Source organism: Pseudonocardia ammonioxydans (assembly GCF_900115005.1).
Lineage (GTDB): Bacteria > Actinomycetota > Actinomycetes > Mycobacteriales > Pseudonocardiaceae > Pseudonocardia > Pseudonocardia ammonioxydans.
The window spans coordinates 51,067-70,097 of sequence record NZ_FOUY01000022.1; the positions used below are offsets into that span (position 1 = coordinate 51,067).

General features: G+C 76.0%; 16 protein-coding genes. 10 read left to right on the forward strand and 6 right to left on the reverse strand.

All coding sequences use genetic code 11. The annotated features are described in order from the left end of the window. Nucleotides 1-54: 54 nt before the first annotated feature. A complete protein-coding gene (locus tag BM093_RS20575; RefSeq protein WP_093347124.1) occupies nucleotides 55-993 on the forward strand; it encodes a methylenetetrahydrofolate reductase in 939 nt (312 codons plus the stop codon). 48 nt (nucleotides 994-1,041) lie between these two features. On the opposite strand, the gene BM093_RS20580 is transcribed toward BM093_RS20575, so the two are convergent. After that, nucleotides 1,042-1,716, reverse strand: coding sequence for an LppM family (lipo)protein (locus BM093_RS20580; protein ID WP_093347338.1), 675 nt, complete (start codon nucleotides 1,714-1,716; stop codon nucleotides 1,042-1,044). A gap of 38 nt (nucleotides 1,717-1,754) precedes the next feature. Beyond that, the gene (locus tag BM093_RS20585) at nucleotides 1,755-2,378 is read right to left on the reverse strand and encodes a GNAT family N-acetyltransferase (protein WP_177238601.1); all 624 of its coding nucleotides are present in this window, start codon (nucleotides 2,376-2,378) and stop codon (nucleotides 1,755-1,757) included. A gap of 333 nt (nucleotides 2,379-2,711) precedes the next feature. Here BM093_RS20585 and BM093_RS20590 point away from each other — a divergent pair, with 333 nt between their 5' ends. Together BM093_RS20590 and BM093_RS37445 are read left to right on the forward strand one after the other, a co-directional pair. Continuing rightward, nucleotides 2,712-3,044 (forward strand): hypothetical protein, encoded by a 333-nt coding sequence (locus tag BM093_RS20590; protein WP_245773665.1) that lies wholly within the window; start codon nucleotides 2,712-2,714, stop codon nucleotides 3,042-3,044. Nucleotides 3,045-3,819: 775 nt separating this feature from the next. Continuing rightward, entirely contained in the window at nucleotides 3,820-4,164 is a 345-nt protein-coding gene (locus BM093_RS37445) for an SAV_6107 family HEPN domain-containing protein (RefSeq protein ID WP_093347133.1), read from the forward strand. Between the two features lie 50 nt (nucleotides 4,165-4,214). Here BM093_RS37445 and BM093_RS20600 read toward each other — a convergent pair whose 3' ends face one another. Continuing rightward, nucleotides 4,215-5,048: a ParA family protein gene (locus tag BM093_RS20600; protein ID WP_093347138.1), complete on the reverse strand. Its 834-nt coding sequence runs from the start codon at nucleotides 5,046-5,048 to the stop codon at nucleotides 4,215-4,217. Nucleotides 5,049-5,167: 119 nt separating this feature from the next. Between BM093_RS20600 and BM093_RS20605 the strand changes: the two genes are divergently transcribed. After that, nucleotides 5,168-5,926 carry a class I SAM-dependent methyltransferase gene (locus tag BM093_RS20605; protein ID WP_245773666.1) on the forward strand — a complete coding sequence of 253 codons (759 nt, stop codon included), beginning with the start codon at nucleotides 5,168-5,170 and terminating at the stop codon, nucleotides 5,924-5,926. Between the two features lie 308 nt (nucleotides 5,927-6,234). After that, nucleotides 6,235-6,645, forward strand: a complete 411-nt coding sequence (locus BM093_RS20610) for a DUF3040 domain-containing protein (RefSeq protein ID WP_093347146.1) — start codon at nucleotides 6,235-6,237, stop codon at nucleotides 6,643-6,645. Nucleotides 6,646-7,213: 568 nt separating this feature from the next. On the opposite strand, the gene BM093_RS20620 is transcribed toward BM093_RS20610, so the two are convergent. The 3 genes from BM093_RS20620 to BM093_RS20630 all read right to left on the reverse strand — a co-directional run bounded on the left by BM093_RS20620 (nucleotide 7,214) and on the right by BM093_RS20630 (nucleotide 11,991). Further along, the gene (locus BM093_RS20620; RefSeq protein WP_093347150.1) at nucleotides 7,214-9,529 is read right to left on the reverse strand and encodes a transglutaminase TgpA family protein; all 2,316 of its coding nucleotides are present in this window, start codon (nucleotides 9,527-9,529) and stop codon (nucleotides 7,214-7,216) included. A gap of 79 nt (nucleotides 9,530-9,608) precedes the next feature. Further along, nucleotides 9,609-11,036 (reverse strand): DUF58 domain-containing protein, encoded by a 1,428-nt coding sequence (locus BM093_RS20625; RefSeq protein WP_093347155.1) that lies wholly within the window; start codon nucleotides 11,034-11,036, stop codon nucleotides 9,609-9,611. Nucleotide 11,037: 1 nt separating this feature from the next. Continuing rightward, a complete protein-coding gene (locus BM093_RS20630) occupies nucleotides 11,038-11,991 on the reverse strand; it encodes an AAA family ATPase (RefSeq protein ID WP_093347341.1) in 954 nt (317 codons plus the stop codon). A 572-nt stretch (nucleotides 11,992-12,563) separates the two neighbouring features. Here BM093_RS20630 and mraZ point away from each other — a divergent pair. The 5 genes from mraZ (at nucleotide 12,564) to BM093_RS20655 (ending at nucleotide 19,005) form a co-directional block, all read left to right on the forward strand. Then, complete coding sequence (gene mraZ / locus BM093_RS20635) at nucleotides 12,564-12,995, forward strand: division/cell wall cluster transcriptional repressor MraZ (protein WP_093347344.1); 432 nt, start codon at nucleotides 12,564-12,566, stop codon at nucleotides 12,993-12,995. A 365-nt stretch (nucleotides 12,996-13,360) separates the two neighbouring features. Further along, a complete protein-coding gene (rsmH, locus tag BM093_RS20640) occupies nucleotides 13,361-14,389 on the forward strand; it encodes a 16S rRNA (cytosine(1402)-N(4))-methyltransferase RsmH (protein WP_093347158.1) in 1,029 nt (342 codons plus the stop codon). A gap of 55 nt (nucleotides 14,390-14,444) precedes the next feature. Next, a complete protein-coding gene (gene ftsL / locus BM093_RS20645) occupies nucleotides 14,445-15,245 on the forward strand; it encodes a cell division protein FtsL (protein ID WP_093347161.1) in 801 nt (266 codons plus the stop codon). After that, nucleotides 15,245-17,086, forward strand: a complete 1,842-nt coding sequence (locus BM093_RS20650; RefSeq protein WP_093347164.1) for a peptidoglycan D,D-transpeptidase FtsI family protein — start codon at nucleotides 15,245-15,247, stop codon at nucleotides 17,084-17,086. The genes ftsL and BM093_RS20650 overlap by 1 nt, the downstream gene beginning before the upstream one ends. A 314-nt stretch (nucleotides 17,087-17,400) precedes the next feature. After that, nucleotides 17,401-19,005 (forward strand): UDP-N-acetylmuramoyl-L-alanyl-D-glutamate--2,6-diaminopimelate ligase, encoded by a 1,605-nt coding sequence (locus BM093_RS20655; protein ID WP_093347347.1) that lies wholly within the window; start codon nucleotides 17,401-17,403, stop codon nucleotides 19,003-19,005. Nucleotides 19,006-19,031 lie beyond the last annotated feature (26 nt).

Here is a 19,031-nt window from a genome sequence, read left to right on the forward strand (position 1 = left end):
CGGTGATCTTTCTCCGGGCTTACAGGGGACGGATCGGCACGTAAGGTCTCCCTCGTGACGACGACTTCTGTATCCACGGTGACCGAACGGATCAGTGTCGACCGCCCCTTCTTCGCGGTGGAGTTCTTCCCGCCGAAGGACGACCAGGGCGAGGCAGATCTCTGGCGGGCGATCCGCCGGCTGGAGGTCCTCGACCCGGCGTACGTGTCGGTGACCTACGGTGCGGGCGGCTCCAGCCGCGACCGCACCGTGCGCACCGTCGAGCGGATCGCCACCGACACCACGTTGTGCTCGATGGCCCACCTGACCGCGGTGTCGCACTCGACCGACGAGCTGCGACACGTGATCGGATCGCTGGCCGCGGCCGGCGTGCGCAACATCATGGCCCTGCGCGGTGACCCCCCGGGTGACCCGCTGGGCGAGTGGGTCAAGCACCCCGAGGGACTGGAGTACGCCGACGAGCTCGTCTCGCTGATCAAGCGCTCCGGGCCGTTCTGCGTCGGGGTGGCGGCGTTCCCGTACGGGCACCCGCGCTCGGCCGACCTGGAGGCCGACACCGAGCGGCTGATCGGGAAGTTCCGGGCGGGCGCCGAGTTCGCGGTGACCCAGCTGTTCCTCGAGCCCGACGGCTTCCTCCGGCTGCGTGACCGGGTCGCCGCGGCCGGGTTCGACCAGCCCGTCATCCCCGGGATCATGCCGCTGACCTCGGAGAAGACCTTCCACAAGGGGCCGGAGCTGTCCGGCTCGCCGTTGCCGCCGGACCTGGTGAAGCGGCTGGAGCCCTACACCGGGGACGCCAAGGCGTTCCGGGCGGCCGGCATGGAGGTCACCGGCGAGCTGTGCGAGCGGCTCATCGCCGAGGGCGTGTCGGGCATCCACTTCTACTCGCTCAACCGCTCGACGGCGACGACCGAGCTCGTCGAGCGACTGGGGCTCGCCGTGCCGCGCGGGACCGCGGACCGGGTCGAGTCCGAGGCCGTCCTGCCGGTCTGATCCCCGTGTCTCGTGCGGGGTCCGGTCACCGGGCCCCGCACGGGACCGCTACCGCCGCAACACAGGGTTGCGGTCGCGGCGCGCGAGCAGGACGGTCGCGCCGGCCGCCACCCCGACCAGCACCGTCAGCAGCAGCGTCCAGCCGACCGCCGACGGCGCGTTCGGATCGGTGGAGACCACCGAGGCGTTCAGCGGAGTGACCTCGCCCGGGGCGAAGTTCCAGGTGACGGTGCCGCTGTCGGCCTCACCGTCGGTCTCCACGATCTCGCCCGGGAAGCTGATCGCCAGCCGGACGTCCGAGCGGTCCACCGCCATGGTGGTCAGATCGGCCCGGCCCTGCACCGAGATCCGCTCGCCCACCCGGCGCATCTCCAGGTTCGCCCGGCTCGAGGCGGACCCGCCCAGCGCGGCCAGCTCGGAGACCTCCGCGAAGGTCAGGTCGTCGAACGACGCCCGCGACCCGACGAAGCCGTCCTCGTCGTAGGGCGAGAGCTCGACCTTGTCCTCCAGCTCGGGCGGCACCGTCACCTCGGGGCCGTTCCCCTCGGGGGTGGCGATGACGATCTCGCCGTCCACCGTGTCGTCCGGCTGCACGGCCATCGCGACCTGCACGCGGGTGCAACCGGTGAGCGTGATCAGGGTCAGCACCGCGAGCAGTACCGCGGCCTTCCACCGGGCCCTCGTACGGCGGCGCGGGACGTCGGCGGTGCTGGGGAACGGCATGCCGGTCATCGTGCCACCCGGCCCCGACAGCTCCCGTGTCACGCCGGGGCGTGTGTCGGGTGATCCGCTCCCTGCTCCGGGGGGAGCAGCGGGAGCTCCCGGCCGAGGACGGCGAACGGGCGCGGGTCACCGGTGAACAGGTGCTCGCGCAGCACGTCCTCGAAGCCGGCCCGGCGGTAGAGCCGCCACGCCCGGCCGGGGGTCCGGGGGCCGTACTCGGGCGTGGACAGCAGCATGCGCGAGCGCCCGGTGTCCGACGCCAGCGCGCGCAGCAACCGCTCGCCGATCCGGGAGCCCTGGGCGCCCGGGTGCACGTGCAGCTCGGTGAGCTCGAAGTAGTCGGTCAGCCACTCGGTCCCGGCCGCCTCCGGATCCCCGCGCCGGGAGCGCAGCCCACGCCGGACCTCCTCGAACCACCACTGACCGGGACCGCCCCAGTAGCCGTAGCCGATCCCGGTGAGCCGGTCGTGCTCGTCGAGCCAGCCGACCGCACGCCAGCCGGGCCGGTAGGAGTGCTCGAGCCAGAGCGAGCGGCGTTGCCGCGCGGTGGAGCGCGGATAGTTCATGGCGGTGACGTAGACGTCGATGGCCTCGGCCAGCCGGTCGGCGAACTCGCCCCGGCCGAGACCGACCAGGCGTGGGCGGGCCGGAGCCGCGGTCACGAGCCCCACCGCCCGGCGTGGCCGGTGCCGGCCGCGCGGTCGGTGTCCGGATGCATGGCCCCATCACATCACGCCCGGCCGACGTCCGCGGGCCGGGACCGCCGGCTGCCGCGCCCGGCGGTCGCCACGGTCGCCCGGCGCGTGCCCGGGCCGCCCGGCGAACGCCCGGACGGCCGACTTGACGCCGGGTCGAACGCGCGTTCTACTAGAGAGGTCGAACGCGCGTTCGATGTCCGGGCGTCCGGTGTGCGGGGTGGGGGAAGCACCCCGTCGCCGGGCGCCCGGGACCGAGACCGGGGAGCGGGAGCCGAGGCCCGCCGACCGGGAAGGGGCGTGGTGGTAGTGGGCGGCTTCTCGCGACTGTTCCGAGGGCGGCACCCGGCGGCCATCGACGTGCGCTGGCAGAACGGTGAGCCGGTCGAGTTCCAGCGGCGCCCCACGCGCCGCGGGGAGCGTTTCCTGATCACGGGAGTGCGCGACCAGTGGATCGAGGAGTCGCCGTGGCCGTTCCCGTCACCGATGCCGATCGGTGGCGACCGGCTGAGCTGCTGGCGGGTGCTCGCGCGCTCGGTGGAGGAACCGCACGAGCCACCCCATGAGGTGGTGCTGCGCATGCGGGCCGGTCCCGGGGTCTGGGACCTGGTGAAGCCGGCCGACCGGGGGTGACCGCCCGGGCCCGCCTGCACGCCACGACACGGCACGAGACGGCACGACACGGGAGGTGTGCGTGATGGGTAGGACGATGGAGCTGGACCTGCGGCTGCCGTCGGCGCGGGACGGGCGGGTGGCCCGCACGCCGCCGCCCGGGCCGGGGTCCGGTCGCGGCCCGCGGTCCCGGCGGGCCGGGACGCGGGCGGCCACCGACGGGCTGTGGCCGCTGGAGTGCACGGCGGTCCCGGCACCACGTGGGGCTGGGACCGCCGGGGACGCCGGGGCGGCGGCCCCGGGCCCGGCCGCGAGCGGGACGGACAGCGCGGCCCCGAGCGGACCGGACCGGGGCGGTGCGGTGTCGGGCGGGGGCACGGTGGACGGCGCTGTGCCGGCCCAGCCGTCGCCCGGGGCATCGCCCGAGCCGCCGCCCGAGCGGCGGCCCGAGCGTGCGGCGGCACGTCGGGGCGGTGCCGCCGCCCGTCGCCGGGCGGACGGCGCGACGTCGGCCGGGCGGGGCACGGACGGTGCGGTGCCGAGGCAGTTGTCAGTGGGCGGGCCGGCCGGTCGGGGGAGTGCGGCGGCGTCGCCCGGCACGGCGTCTCCGGGCAAAACGTCTCCCGGCACGGCGTCTCCCGGCACGGCCTCTCCCGGCACGGCTTCTCCCGGGACGGCCTCCCGTGGGACAGCTCCTCGCGGGGCAGCCGGTCCCGGGGCGGCCGGTCGCAGGCCGGTCGGTCGCAGGTCGGCCGGTCGCGGAGCCACGGCGCCGCCCGCCCGGGATGCGCTCGCGTTGCTCCGCCAGGCGGCCGATCAGCTCGCGGAGGCACACCGTGAGCCCGAACCGGTGCGCCGGTACCCGGCGGCGTACCTCGCCGCGTTGCGGGCGGGGGCCGCGGTGCTGGCGATGCGGGCCCGGCCGCGGCCGCGGCGTGGGGCCCCGCGCGATGTCTGGCGGCTGCTCGCCGAGGTGGCGCCGGAGCTCGAGGAGTGGGCGGTGTTCTTCGCGTCCTGCTCGCGGACCCGAGCAGCAGCCGAGGCCGGGATCGACCGGCTGGTCGACCGGCGCGGCGCCGACGACCTGCTCCGGCAGGCCGAGCAGTTCGTCGCGCGGGTGCAGCTGCTCCTGCCGCACTGAGCGGGCGCGAACCTCGACGGTGCGCGAGCGGGTCAGGCTGCGTGAGCGGGTCAGGCCGAGGCTGCCGGGCGGTTCCTGGACGCGCTGCGCAGCACTCGGCCGAGCAGGGAGGTGAAGACCGCGGCGACCTCGCGGGCGCCGGGCGTGTCCCAGGCCTGGATCGGCAGGCAGGCGCCCTGCGCCTGCTGCACGGCCGACCGGTCCGGTAGCACGCTGTTGAACACCAGCGGGCCGAACAGCTCGCGCAGCTCGGTGATCCGGAACTCGTGCTCGGTGTTGCGCGGGCGCACCCGGTTCACCAGGACACCGAGGGGCTGCAGCCGGTCGTTGGAGCGTTCCCGCTCGGTCTGCACCGCGTCGAACGCCCGCTGCACGCCGGACACCGAGAACATCGTCGGGTCGGTCACCAGGATCGCGCGGTCCGCGGCGGACAGCGCGCTGCGGGTGAGCTGCCCCAGCGACGGCGGGCAGTCCACGACCACCAGCCGGTAGCGCTCCTGACCCGGGCCGTCCTCGCCGCCGTCGGAGAGGAGCTCTCCCGCGATCCGTTGCAGCGCCCGATCCAGCCGGTGCAGCTGGGCGGCTCCGGGGTCGGGATGGTTGTGGCGTTCGGTCTGTTCCGCCCCGACCATCACGTCGAGGCCCTCGCCCCAGGCCGACGGTGCGATCGCCCGTTCGACGACCGCGCGCCGCGGCTCGTCGAGGACGTCGGCGACCGTGGCCGTGGTCGGTTCCGGATCCAGCGCGGTGGTGGCATTGGCCTGCGGGTCGAGGTCGACCACCAGGGTGGACACTCCGTGCCGCTGCGCCGCACCGGCGAGACCGAGCGCCACCGTGGTCTTCCCGACACCGCCCTTGAGACTGAGCGTGGCGACGACCTGCATCCGGGCAACCTACCGTGTCGCCCGGGGCCGGCGGTCCGCGGCGTCGTACCGTCGGTCACCGGTGCGCCCACCCGGGCGTGGCGGGTGGTGCACGCAGCGGTGACCACTAGGCTGCGAGCGTGGGATCGCCGACACGGGAGCAGGCCGGAGCAGCGCGCGGTGCCGCCGTGTTCCGGTTGCTGAACAGGGAGATCGACCGGGTCCGCCGGGAGACCGGCCGCACCCCCCGGGTGCTCGACGTCGGGGGCGGCAGCGGGACCTGGGCGGTGCCGCTCGCGTCCGCCGGGTGCCCGGTCACCGTCGTGGACACCAGCCCGAACGCCCTCGCGACGCTGGCCCGCCGGGCCGACGAGGCGGGGGTCACCGAGCTGGTCAACCCGGTGAACGGGGACGTGGACACCCTCGCGGACGTGGCCCCGGCCGACGGCGCCGACCTGGTGCTCGGACACGGCCTGCTCGAGGTCGTCGAGGAGCCGGGCCGGGTGCTGACCGCGCTCGCCTGCGCCGCGGCCCCCGGCGGGGCGGTCTCGGTGCTGACCGTCGGCCGCTACGGCGCCTTCATCGGCCGCGTCGCCAGCGGCCGGTTGGCCGAGGCCCGGCAGCTGCTGACCGACGAGGACGGCCGCACCGGCCCGGACGACCGGCTGCTGCGCCGGTTCGACGCCGGGCTGCTGCGCGAGCTCGCCGCCGACACCGGACGGCTGGAGATCGAGGCGCTGCAGGGTGACGGCACCCTCGAGGTGTGGCTGCCGGGACCGGGCCAGGAGAGCGAACAGGCCGGCCGGGACGAGCGGGACGAACTCGATGCGCTCGCGTCCGCCGTGCCGGCCCTCGGTGAGGTCGCCCCGCGGCTGCATCTGCTCGCCCGGCGGTACTGAGGGCGTGACCTCGGCGACGCCGGAACGCCCCCGTACGGCTGCCGTCGGTGACCTGCCGTCCGCCGTTCGTCCCGGTCGGCTCGTCCATCCGGGCCGTTCCGGTGCTCCGTCGGTGAGCAACGACACGCCGCGCCACGCCGTCCGCTCGACGATCAGTCGTGCGGGTTGGCCGGTCCGGGTGGTCGCAGCACGCTTCGCCTCGTACTCTTGTTCTCAGACGCCCAGGTGGGGCGCCCGTCGTGCCGAGCGGGGCAGCAGTTCCGGTCGACGCGGCCTACCGTCCGATTTCGTGTGCCGGAGGTGAAGGCATGCCGCTCTCCGAGCACGAGCAGCGCCTGCTCGAACAGATCGAACGGGCCCTCTACCAGGAGGACCCGAAGTTCGCCTCCTCGGTGAGCGGCAGCAAGATGAGCAAGCCAGCTCGTCGGCGCCGGATCCAAGGGGCTGTGCTCTTCGTGCTGGGCCTCGTCCTGCTCGTGGCCGGGATCCCGTTCCAGGCGCTGTACCTGGGCGACATCCCGGTCCTCAGCGTGGTCGGATTCCTCGCCATGCTCGGAGGGGCCCTGCTCGCGGTGACCTCGATCGGAGCGCGCTCCGGGAAGGACGCCGAGTCGGCCGAGGGCGCCGCACCGTCGAAGGACAAGTCCGGCGGCGGTGAGAACGGTGGCTTCACCGGACGGATGGAGGAGCGCTTCCGGCGCCGCTTCGAGCAGGAGTGAGCAGAGCGGTCGGCGCGCCGCTCCCATGACGCCCGGCGGGGCGGGACAGGACATGTCCCGCCCCGCCGTCGTGTGTCCGGCCCCGCGGTGCCTACGTGCCGGTGGCCAACGACGCCCCCGACCCGGCTACCGCCTCGGCCGGAGCGGTGACGACGTGCACGCTCTCGCCCCGCACCGGGCGCGGGCGTGCACCTCGGCGCGTCCGGCCGGCTGAGTTGCACGCTCTCGCCCCGAGCCCCGAGCCCCGAGCCCCGAGCCCCGAGCCCCGAGCCCGAACTCGAGCCTGATTCCGAACTCGAGCCCGAACTCGAGCCCGAGCTCGAGCCCCGAATAGCCCCGGGTGGCCCCGGGCGGCCCGGGTGGTTGCCCCGGTGGCCCGGTGGGGCCCGGTGGCTCGGTGGGGCCCGGTGGCTCGGCGGCCTGGTGGGCCCGGTGGGCCCGGTGAGCTGGTGGGCCCGGTGACCCGGTGGGCCCGGCGGCCCGGTGGCCCGGTGGCCCGGTGGCCCGGTGGCCCGGTGGCCCGGCGGCCCGGTGCGGCCGAGGCCGGAAAGCGGTCCCGGGACCGACGTCAGCGGTGCCCGGCATCGGCCGGGTCCGTCGCGCCCGCGTCCTCGCCGGAGGGCTCGTCGTCCGGGGCGGACCGCTTCCGCCGTACCGACTCCGGCACCACCGACGGCGGCAGCATCGTCGCCCGCAGCGACGACCCGCCGGCCGCGAGCGCGGCGCGCACCTCGTCGACCAGGGTGTCGAGTGTCCCCGGCTCCGGAGACACGTCGCCGTACCAGCTCGCCTCGACCCGCTCGGCGAGTTCCTGCAGGGCCTGGGCCGGACGCCCGGTCAGGCCGTGCCGGTCGATGATCCGGGCGGCCGCACCACGCACGGTGTCCCCGGGCGGCACGGGTACCCCGTGGTCGCGCGACGCGGCCAGCACCTCGTCCCACGCGGCCGTCGCCGCGCCGGCCCCGCCCGCGCGGGCCAGGCCGGCGCGGCGGGCGTACTGGCGGCGGCGCCACCAACCGGGGACCAGGGCGGTGAGCAGCACCGCGAGCAGCAGCACCGCACCCGCGACGGCGGGGAGCCACCAGGAGCCGGCCCCGGCCGTGGCACCCGGCTGGTCCGGGTCCGCACCGGGCGGGGGCTCCGGGGCGCCGCCCCCACCCTCGGCGGGCGGCGGGGGAGCGGCGGACGGCTCGGGCGTCGGAGGCTGCTGCTGTGCCGGGGTGCCGCCCTGCTGCTCCTGCGCCTGCTCGACGTAGCCGGGCTGCACGGTGCGCCCGTCGGCCAGCGGGGTCGGGTCGAACGTCATCCAGCCGTAGCCGGGGAACCACGCCTCGACCCAGGCGTGCGCGTCCTCGGTCGTGATGGTGCGGCCGGAGCCGCCCTCGTCGCCCGCGGTGAAACCGACCGCGACCCGGGCCGGGACGTCGACCGCCCGCAGCATCACCGCCATCGCCGACGCGTACTGCTCGCAGTAGCCGGTCCGGCCGCGGGTCAGGAACTCGACCAGCGCGTCCCCGCCCGCACCGGGGGCGGTCGCGAGGCTGTAGGTGAACGGCGAGCCCGGCCCGGTGAAGTGGTTCTCGATCGCCATCGCGCGGTCGAACGGCGTCGCGGCACCGGACGTGACCTCCTGTGCGATGGCGGCCACCCGGGGGTCGACGCCCGCGGTGTCGAAGTAGGTCCGGTCCACCGTGACCGGCCCGGACGCGCCGCGCAGCTGGTCGGCGGACGGCTCGGGCAGCCGCATGGCCTGCGTCCAGCCGTCCTCCTCGCGGGGGCGCTCGCTGTAGGCGATGCCGCCGGACGCGTCGTAGGCCCAGCTCTCCGACTCGATGCCGACCGCGGTCGGGTCGCCGAACACCGGCAGCCAGTAGTCACGGAAGCCCAGGTTCTCGACCTGCACGGTCTGTTCGGCCGCCGGCCCGGACGTCGACGGCGGCAGCGGCCCGGTCAGCGGGACCCCCGGCGCGGGCCGCCCGGCCTGCCAGCCCTCCTGCGGGACGTAGGTCTGCAGGGTCAGCGCGCGCAGGTAGGTCGTCCGCTGCAGGCCCTGCACGCGGAACAGCTCCCGGGGCTCGTCGCGCGTCAGCTGGCCGTGCAGCGAGGTGAACGGGTTCAGCCCGATCGAGCCGTCCGCACCGCTGCCCGCGCCCCCGGCGGCGTCGAACCGGCCCGCGGTCCCGACGGCGCCGGCCGCGAGGCCGGCCAGCAGCGCGCCCACCGTGGCGACCACCACGACCGCGACCCCGCCCGGTGCCTGCCGGAGCCGGTCCGGGCGCAGCAGCAACAGCACGCCGTACCCGGCGGCCGCCGCGACCATCGACCACCAGGGCAGCAGCTCGGACTGCAGCGCGGTCGGGACCGCGAACACCACGAGCAGCGGCACCCCGGCCGCGGCGGGCGCGGCCACGGTCACGGCGAGCCCGAACACCGCGATCGCCAGCGTCCCGAACCCGAGCGTGACCAGCAGCAGGATCGCCGTGGTCGGCGCCACCGGCGGGAGCCCGGTGTCGATCTCCTGTCCGGCCTGCCGGAGCAGCGTGCCCAGCTCACCGAGTGCGGTCGGGCCGGGCAGCACGGCGGCGATGCCGCTGTCGGTGAACCAGCCGGTGACCAGCAGCACCAGCGCGGCGAGCTGGCCGGGCGCGGCGAGCCACGGACGGACCCGGACCAGCACCGTCCCGGTCACGACGACGAGCGCGACCGCGGCGGCCGCGTGCCAGACCCAGGCGCCGCCCCCGACGACGGCACCGGTCGCCGCCCCGGCCAGCAGCACCGCGATCCCGGACGCGAGCGGGGCGAGCAGGCTCGTCCAGGCCGGTGCACCCGGCGGGCGTCCGCTCGCGGGCGTCGTGGCGGTCGGCGGGACGGTGGGTGCGCTCATCGGACACCTCGGGAGGTCTCGCCCGCCCGGCAGGGTGCGGGGGCGGTACCGGTGCGCGGGCGGGGGAAGGGGTCGGTGGTCACCGGGCCGCTCCCGCGGTCGCCGGCTCGTCGCAGGCGTCGGCCCAGGCCCGCTGCACGCTGGTCCCGCCGCGCACGACGGTCGCCTGCCAGCCGGCCCGCCGCAGGGCGGTCGCGGCGGCCGCGCCGGGGCTGTGGGTGGGCCCGTCCTCGGCGGTGGCGTCCCAGCCGTCGACGTCGAGCAGGACCGCGTGCCCGCCCCGCGGCCAGGCCGCGATCAGGGCGGTCACGTCCTGCGCGGAGACGGCGCCGAGCACGGCCAGCACGCCGTCGGGCCGGGACGTGCCGGGGGTGTGACCACCGGAGCCGAGCTCCGCCGTGGCCGAGGGCCGCAGCACGGCCAGCGACTCGAGCCGCTGCGGCACCTGGTCCTCCTCACCGCTGTGCGTGCCGTGGCCGGCCGACGCCTCATCGAGGGACTCACCGGACTCGTCGACCAGGGTGACCACCTCACCGCGGCGCAGCAGGTGCACCGCGACGCTCGCGGTGAACTCCACCGCCCACTCCAGGCTGGAACCCGCGCCGTGGCCACGGTGCGCGGCGTCGCGGCGGTCCAGCAGCAGCGTCACCCCGGACGGATCGGGGCGGTCGTCGAGCCGCACCATCAGCTCGTCCCGGCGCGCGCTGGAGCGCCAGTGCACCCGGCGCAGCTCGTCGCCCTGGCGGTAGGGGCGGATCAGTACGTCCGGGTTGCCGGCCCCGGGGCGGCTGCCGCCCTCGGCGCCGCGGCCGACGGCGGTGGACGCGAGCGACGGGCGCCCGGTCAGCGGGGTGACCCGGGGGAGCACCAGCCAGCGGTCGGGGGCCAGCAGGTCGTGCCGGAACTCGGCCAGGCCGAGCGGGTCGGTGCCGCGGCCGCGCAGGGGGCCGATCCGGTAGGTGCCGCGCACGGCCGGGCGCAGCGGGTAGCCGACCCGGGCCCCGCGCCGGCCGAGCCGGTGCACGGTGAACCGCGGTGGGTAGCGGTCCGACGGGCCCGCCGCGTCGGGGACGTGGTCGGCGATCCGCAGCGCACCCAGCAGCGCGCCGCCGGCGATCCGCAGCAGCACCGTGCCGGACCCGCCTGCCTCGATCCGGGACGGTTCGAGGCTGCGCTCGATGTGCAGGGTCCGCCGCGACCGCAGCGCGACGACCAGGGCGAGCACCGGCAGCAGGACGACGAACGCGCCGATCCGGACGAGGTCGCGCTCGTCGAGCAGGATCGCGGAGACGACCATCGCCAGCCCACCGGCCAGCAGGCAGCGGCCCCGGACGGTCAGCCCGGCCCGGCGTTCTGAGCGGGTGGACGCGGTGGGGGCGAGTGGGGACGGAGCCGGGGCCGCTGCGGTGCTGCTGCCGGGGGCGCGGGCGTCCGGCCCGGGAGCGGTGGCCGAGGTCCCCACCGGTGGCCGGGCCGGCGGGCCGTGGGGGCGGGGCCCGGGCGGCACGTCAGCTCCGCGGCGGGGACGGCACCGCGACCCGGCCGACGGCGGCGCGCACCAGGTCGGTGGCCGACCGGCGGGCGGCGACCCCCTCCGGACCGAGCAGCAGCCGGTGCGCCAGAACGGGCACGGCGACGGCCTGGACGTCGTCCGGGACGACGTAGCCGCGCCCGGACGTGATCGCCCACGCCCGCGCCGCCCGCAGCAGGTGCAGCGTGGCGCGGGGCGACGCGCCGAGGCGCACCTCGCTGAGCCGGCGGGTCGCGCCGACGATGTCGACGCAGTAGCGCCGCACCTCGGCCGCGGTGTGCAGGGCGCGGGTGGCGGCCGTCATCGAGCGGAGCGTGTGCAGGTCGGTGACCGGACGCATCCGGTCCAGCGGTTCGCCGGCGCCGTGCTCGTCGAGCATGGCGAGCTCGGCCGCCGGGTCCGGGTAGCCGACACTGATCCGGATCGTGAACCGGTCCCGCTGCGCCTCGGGCAGCGGGTAGGTGCCGTCCATCTCGACCGGGTTCTGGGTGGCGACGACCATGAACGGGTCGCCCAGCGGGTAGGTCCCGCCGTCGACGGTGACCTGGTGCTCGGCCATGCACTCGAGCAGCGCGGACTGGGTCTTCGGCGACGCCCGGTTGATCTCGTCGGCGATCACCACGTTGGCGAACACCGGCCCGGCGCGGAACTCGAACTCCGAGGTCTGCCGGTTGTAGACCGAGGTGCCGGTGATGTCGCCGGGCAGCAGGTCGGGGGTGAACTGGATCCGGCTCACGGCGCCGTCGACGGCGCGGGCCAGGGCCTTGGCGAGGGAGGTCTTGCCGACACCGGGCACGTCCTCCACCAGCAGGTGGCCCTCGGACAGCATCGCGACGAGCGCGAGCCGCACCGCGTCCGGCTTCCCGACGATCACCCGCTGCACCGCCGAGGCGATCCGGCCGGTCAGGTCGGCGACGGTGGCCGCGTCCATCGGCTCGGCCGCGTACGCCGCGGCGCCGGCCGGTTCGGGACGGCGGCCGGGCACGGGACCGGACGGCGCCGGCGGTACCCCCGGCACGGAGGGCGCAGACGGTGCGCTCGACGACAACGGGCCTCCTCGGGTGGTGGCACGGGCGGCTCCAGTCTGGCAAACCGTGCGCCGCCCGACCGCGCGTGGCCCACACGGGGCCCGCCGCGGTGGCCCGGGGGGAGGCCCGGCGGTTCCCCACTTCCCGCCACCGGAGCCTCCCACCGTCCCCCACCGCGTTCCCCACCCCGCACCCCACCGTTCCCCACCCCGGCGCGCGGATCCGCCGGAATCCGGCTCTGACCAGGGCGGATCGTGATCTGTCCGGAGAGGACCGCAGCGGGCCCGGGGAGGGGTCCCGGCGTCGCGCTACCGGGTGGCACGCCGGGCCACCCCACCGCGCCCCACCCCATTTCACCTGCGGAAACGCGCGATGAACACGCGACTGTGGACCCGGTTCGGGTTGACGGTGGTGGGTTGTGGGGTAGTGTGGTGATCGCTGGGGCGAACAGGGGCTCCAGGTGGAGGTGGGGTCGGTGTTCCTCGGCACCTACACCCCGCGGCTGGACGACAAGGGGCGGCTCACGTTGCCCGCGAAATTCCGCGACGAGTTGCGAGGCGGCTGCATGATCACGAAAGGGCAGGACCACTGCCTCTACGTGTTCACCCGTGACGCCTTCACCGAGATGGCGCGCAAGGTCGCCGCGGCCCCGCTGACGAACGAGTCGGCGCGGGTGTTCCAGCGCAACCTCTTCTCGGGCACCGACGAGCAGAACCCCGACGGGCAGGGCCGGATCGCGATCGCGTCCGAGCTGCGCCGGTACGCCGGACTGACCAAGGACTGCGTGGTGATCGGCGCGTTCACGCGTGCCGAGATCTGGGACGCGCAGGCCTGGCAGGAGTACCAGGAGCGGCACGAGGACGAGTTCGCCAAGGCCCAGGAGGAGGTTCTGCCCGGGTTGTTCTGACCTCCGCTGGCGGGCGGGGTGAGGAGCGACAGCACGACACGGACGGCGCCACCGTCGCCGTCCCGACCCGGGTGCCGTGATCGCCCGGCCCTGGCACAACTTCCCCGGTGCCAGGTCCGGCCGGCACGGCCCCCGGGTGGGGACGGCGCCGGCAACCACCCCGACTGGGGAGTTCGGGTGGCGCGGCGACGTCCGGGCGTCTTCGGGCGTGCGGCGGGCCGGTTGTGGGAGCCGGCGACGCGGTACGACCACGGACAGGTCCGTCCGGTTCCGGCCCGTCACGGGCCGGGACCGGGGGCGGCGGTACTCACCCCACGGGGACGAACGACACCACGGGGACGGACAGCGGCACCGGGGGGTGGCACGTGGACGGTCGGGACGTGGAGACCGGCGAGCAGGCCCCCGGCGAACGGCACACCCCGGTGCTCCTCGACCGGGTCAGCGCACTCCTGGCTCCCGTACTCACGGACCGGCCCGCGGTCTACGTCGACGCGACCCTCGGCATGGGTGGCCACGCCGAGGCACTGCTCGCCGCGCACCCGCAGCTCACCGTCGTCGGGCTCGACCGCGACCCCCAGGCCCTGGACCTCGCGGGCCGGCGGCTCGCGGCCCACGGCGACCGGCTGCACCGGGTACACGCCGTCTACGACCGCATCGGCGAGGCACTGGCCGAGACCGGTGCCGGTCCGGCCGACGGCATCCTCTTCGACCTCGGCGTCTCCTCGCTGCAGCTCGACGAGACCGGGCGCGGCTTCTCCTACGCACGCGACGCCGACCTCGACATGCGGATGGACCCGACCACCGGGCCGACCGCCGCCGACGTCCTCAACAGCTACTCCGCGACCGAGCTGCGCCGGATCCTGCGCGAGTACGGCGAGGAGCGCTTCGCCGGACCGATCGCGAAGGCGATCGTGCGGACCCGGGAGACGCGACCGTTCACCCGCAGCACCGAGCTGGTCGAGCTGCTGTACGGGGTGGTGCCCGCCGCGTCCCGCCGGACCGGCGGCCACCCGGCGAAGCGGACGTTCCAGGCGCTGCGGATCGAGGTCAACGGCGAGCTCGACGCGTTGCGGGACGCGCTGCCCGCCGCGCTCGACGCGCTCGCCCCCGGCGGCCGGATCGTCGTCCTGTCCTACCACTCGCTGGAGGACCGGATCACCAAGCGGACGCTCGCCGAGCGGACCCGCTCCCGGACCCCGGTCGACCTCCCGGTCGAGCTGCCCGGCCACGGCCCGGAGTTCCGGCTGCTGACCCGGGGCGCGGAGACGGCGTCCGAGGAGGAGATCGACCGCAACCCGCGGGCCGCACCGGTCCGGCTGCGCGCGGCCGAGCGACTCGCGGACCGGTCCGGCACGGGCGGACCGGGCACCGGGACCGAGGGGGTGGCGCCATGACCCGTGGCACGGGCGTCACCGGCAGTACACGCACGGCGGAGAGGCAGGAACGGCGATGAGCACACCCGTCATCGAGCGCCCGGGGACCCCGGGCGGCGACCGGCCGCGTCCGCAGACCCGCCGGACGGCGGCGCCCCCGCGGATCCCGGCGCAGCGCGGACCGGGCGACGTCCGGCGGGCGCAGGACCAGCGCCGCCGCACCGCGGTCCGGGAGAACACCGGGCGCGCGAAGTTCGTGCTGGTCGTGATGGTGCTGCTGGTGGCCGGACTGGTCGCCACGCTGTGGCTCTCGACCGCCGCGGCGGCGGACTCCTACGCGTTGCAGGACGCCCGCCAGCGGACGGCCGCGCTCACCGAGCAGTCCGAGTCGCTGCGCAAGGAGGTCACGGTGCTGCAGAGCCCGGGCCCGCTGGCGGAGCGGGCCGCGGCGCTCGGCATGGTCCCGGTGGCCGACCCGGCGCGGCTGGTGGTCGCGCCGGACGGGCGCGTCGAGGTCGTCGGCGAGCCGCAGGCCGCCGTGCCCGCCGCGCCGGACGCCCCCGCCCCGAACGGTGCGGCGTCGGGCGGGGACACCTCCGACCCGAACGCCACCGGCGGCGACGCCGCCAACTCCGCCGGTGCCCAGGCGGGTGCCCCGCCCGCGGGGGAGCAGCAGCCCGGTGAGCAGCCCGGGCAGGCGCAGGCCCCGGGTGAGCAGCCCGCCGGTGAACAGCCGGCCGCTGGAGAGCCGGCCGGTGAGCAGCCCGCCGGCGGCGGGACCCAGCAGGACGGGACCCAGCAGGATGAGACCCAGCAGAACGCCGAGGGCACCGAGCGCGAGGTCCCGGCCGACGACCGCGCGGCGGGCCGGGGCTGATGGCCTACGCCCCGCCGCGGCCCCGGCGCCCCGGCGGCGGGCCGCCGCGGTCCGGACCGCCCCGCCGCCGGCGCGGGTCCCCGGCCGACGACCCGCGGTACCGGCTGCGGCTGGCCTGGGTGCTGCTGGCCGCGCTGCTGCTCGTCACGGGCACCAAGCTCGTGTTCGTACAGACGGTGCAGGCCGGCTCGCTCGCCGCCGACGCGGAGAAGCAGCGCGCCAGCCGGATCACCATCCCCGCGGAACGCGGCTCGATCACCGACAGCGACGGCAACGTCCTGGCCTTCTCCACCGAGTCCAAGGCGCTCGTCACGAACCCCCGGCTGATCAACCGGACGAAGGGCCCCGAGGCCGCCGCCTACAAGAACGCGATGGCCGAGGCCGTTGCCTCGGTCGCCGGCGGTGACCCCGAGGAGCTCAAGCGGGCGCTGAACACCGACCGCGGCTACGTCGTCATGGCCACCGCGGTGGACCCGGGCCCGGCCCGGGACCTGCGCGAGAAGTTCCCGGAGATCGCCGAGGAGAGCCGGGAGGCCCGCCAGTACCCGGGCGGCAACCTGGCGTCGAACATCATCGGCGCCGCCACCTGGAGCGCCGACGCGCAGAAGCTCGTCGGCCGGATCGGCATGGAGTCCGCCGACGACGAGCTCCTGGCCGGCCGGGACGGCTTCCAGGTCGCCGACACCGCCGAGGGCAGCCGCACCGTCATCCCCGGCAGCGTGCGTTCCGAGCAGCCCGCGGTGTCCGGTTCGGACATCCAGCTGACGCTCGACTCGGACCTGCAGTTCCAGGTCCAGCGGATGCTGGCCGACTACGCGGCGGAGTCCGGGGCGCGCGGCGGCTCGGCGGTCGTGCTCGACCGGGAGACCGGTGAGGTCCGGGCGCTGGCCGACAACACCTCGTTCGACCCGTCGAACCTGCTGAACGCCGACCCCGCGACGCTGGGCAACAAGGCCGTCACCACCCCGTTCGAGCCCGGCTCGGTGAACAAGGTGGTCACCATGGCCGCGGCGCTCGAGACCGGTGTGGCCAAGCCGGAGGACGTGCTCGAGGTCCCGGGCCAGATCAAGTTCGCCGACCGGACGATCCGGGACGCGTGGGCGCACGGCCTCGACCGCTACACCCTCACCGGGGTGCTGGCGAAGTCGTCGAACGTCGGCACCCTGATGACCGCGCAGAAGGTCGGCCCGGACGCGTTCTCCGAGATGCTCGGGCGGATGGGCATCGGGATGAAGACCGGGATCGGGCTGCCGGGGGAGAGCGCCGGGTCGGTGCCGCCGCGCGCGACCTGGTCCGGCTCCACGTTCGGCAACCTGCCGATCGGGCAGGGGCTGTCGATGACGGTCCTGCAGATGGCCGGGATGTACCAGGCGATCGCCAACGACGGCGTGCGCATCCCGCCGCGCGTGGTGGCCTCCACGACCGGGCCGGACGGTGTCCGTGTCCCGGCGGAGCGCCCGGAGCCGGTGCACGTCATGTCCCCGGAGACCGCGCAGACCCTGCGGACGATGCTCACCGCCGTCACCCAGGACGAGCCGGGCCAGACCGGGACCGGCCCGGCCGCGGCCGTCGACGGGTACGAGGTGGCGGGCAAGACCGGCACCGCGCAACAGGTCGACCCGGAGACCGGTGCCTACTCGCGCTCCCAGTACTGGATCACCTTCGCCGGGATGCTCCCGGCCCAGGACCCGCGGTTCGTGGTCGGGATCATGCTCGACGCGCCGAAGGGCGGGACGAGCGCGGCCCCGCTGTTCCACGACATCGCCTCGTACGTGGCGCAGCGGGACAACCTCCCGGTGCAGACCACACCGCCCCGCGTGCAGCGGCTGCAGCTCGAGTGAGGGGACGGTCGGTGACCGCGCCGGAGCGTCGGGCGGTCACCCGGACCGCTCACCCGTGCGGGGCACGCGTGTCGCGGCACGCGCGGCCGGCGACGACCCGCCCACCGTGCGCCCGCGTGCGCCGGATGGCCGTATCCGGTGTGCCGGACGACCGTGGGGGCGTGGCCTCCGACCGTCCGGCGCGATCGGGCCCGCGAGCGGTCGCGGACCGGTGGAGCCGGGCCCGGCGCGTCCCCCGCCGGTCGGTAACCTCCCGCCCTGTGCCCGACGTCCACGCTGCGTACGGCGCCCGTGCCGAGACGGGAGCCGGTTCGGTGATCGGCGACCAGCTCCCCGACCGTCCGGAGGCGGTGCGTCCGGTCGACGTCGCCCTGCTCGCGCGGCTGGCCGGTGCCGAGCTCAACCCGCGCACCGCCGGTGCCGGCCCCGGCCCGCTGCTCGATGCGGCCGCCGGCACACACACCGTCACCGGGGCGACGCTGCGCGCCGCGTCGGTCCGGCCCGGCGACCTGTTCGCCGCGCTGGCCGGGGCCCGGGCGCACGGCGCCGACTTCGCCGCGCAGGCGATCGCCGGCGGCGCGGCCGCCGTCCTGACCGACCCGGCAGGCGCCGACCGCGCCGAGATCCGCCACTCCCGGCTGCCGGTGCTGGTGCACCCGGACCCGCGCGAGGTCCTCGGCCCGGTGTCGGCCGCGATCTACGGCGAGCCGACCGCCCGGTTGCGGGTGCTCGGGGTCACCGGCACCTCCGGCAAGACGACCGTCGGTCACCTGCTGGAGGCCGGCCTGGCCGCCGCCGGGCGGGCGACCGGCCTGCTCGGCACCGTCCGGACCCGGGTGCGGGTCCCCGGCCACGACGACCGGGCGCTGCCCAGCGCCTTCACCACCCCCGAGGCGCCGGACCTGCAGGCGCTGTTCGCGGTGATGGTGGAGGCCGGGGTCACCGACGTGGCGATGGAGGTGTCCAGCCACGCGCTGGCGCTCGGCCGGGTCGGCGGGACCCGGTTCTCGGTCGGGGCGTTCACCAACCTGTCCCAGGACCACCTGGACTTCCATCCCACGATGCAGGACTACTTCGAGGCCAAGGCCCTGCTCTTCGCCGGCGGGGCAGCCGGGGTGGACGCCGCCCGGCACGGCGTCGTCTGCCTGGACGACGAGTGGGGCCGCCAGCTGGCCGGCCGCCGTCCGGACGCGGTGACCGTCTCCTCGGACCCGGCCGGCCCGCCCGCGAGCTGGACGGTGCGCGAGCTCGCCGCCCACCCGGACGGCACCCAGACCTTCACCGCGATCGGCCCGGACGGCCTCGGCCAGCCGGTCACCCTCGCCCTGCCCGGCCGCTACAACGTGGCGAACGCGCTGGTCGCGCTGGCCTGCCTGGACGCCGACGGCATCCCGCCGTCGGTCGCCGCCGAGGGGTTCGCCCGGCTCTCGGTGCCCGGCCGGATGCAGCGGGTGGACGCCGGGCAGCCCTGGCTGGGCGTCGTCGACTACGCGCACAAGCCGGCCGCCGTCGCCGCGCTGCTGGACGCGCTGCGCGCCCAGATCCGCCCGCACGCCCGGGTGATCACCGTGCTGGGCTGCGGCGGGGACCGCGACACCGGCAAGCGCCCGCTGATGGGTGCCGCCGCCACGATCCGCTCGGACCTGCTGGTGGTCACCGACGACAACCCGCGCAGCGAGGAACCAGGCCGGATCCGCCGGGCGATGCTCGAGGGTGCGCTGCACGAACCGGCCCGCGGTGACGTGATCGAGATCGGCGACCGGCGCAGTGCGATCGTCTACGCGGTCCGCTCGGCCCGGCCCGGCGACGCCGTCGTGATCGCCGGGAAGGGGCACGAGACGGGGCAGGAGGTGCACGGGGTCAAGTACCCGTTCGACGACGCCGACGAGCTGGTCGCCGCGATCCGGGCGGCCTCATGAGGGTGTTGGGATCCATGACAGGAGGA

Excerpts from the sequence above, each read along its gene's own strand:
- BM093_RS20580 (WP_093347338.1), bottom strand. The coding sequence starts at position 1,716 with ATGCCGTTCCCCAGCACCGCCGACGTCCCGCGCCGCCGTACGAGGGCC.
- BM093_RS20600 (WP_093347138.1), bottom strand. The coding sequence starts at position 5,048 with ATGCAGGTCGTCGCCACGCTCAGTCTCAAGGGCGGTGTCGGGAAGACC.
- BM093_RS20610 (WP_093347146.1), top strand. The coding sequence starts at position 6,235 with ATGCCGCTCTCCGAGCACGAGCAGCGCCTGCTCGAACAGATCGAACGG.
- BM093_RS20620 (WP_093347150.1), bottom strand. The coding sequence starts at position 9,529 with ATGAGCGCACCCACCGTCCCGCCGACCGCCACGACGCCCGCGAGCGGA.
- BM093_RS20630 (WP_093347341.1), bottom strand. The coding sequence starts at position 11,991 with ATGGACGCGGCCACCGTCGCCGACCTGACCGGCCGGATCGCCTCGGCG.
- ftsL (WP_093347161.1), top strand. The coding sequence starts at position 14,445 with ATGAGCACACCCGTCATCGAGCGCCCGGGGACCCCGGGCGGCGACCGG.
- BM093_RS20650 (WP_093347164.1), top strand. The coding sequence starts at position 15,245 with ATGGCCTACGCCCCGCCGCGGCCCCGGCGCCCCGGCGGCGGGCCGCCG.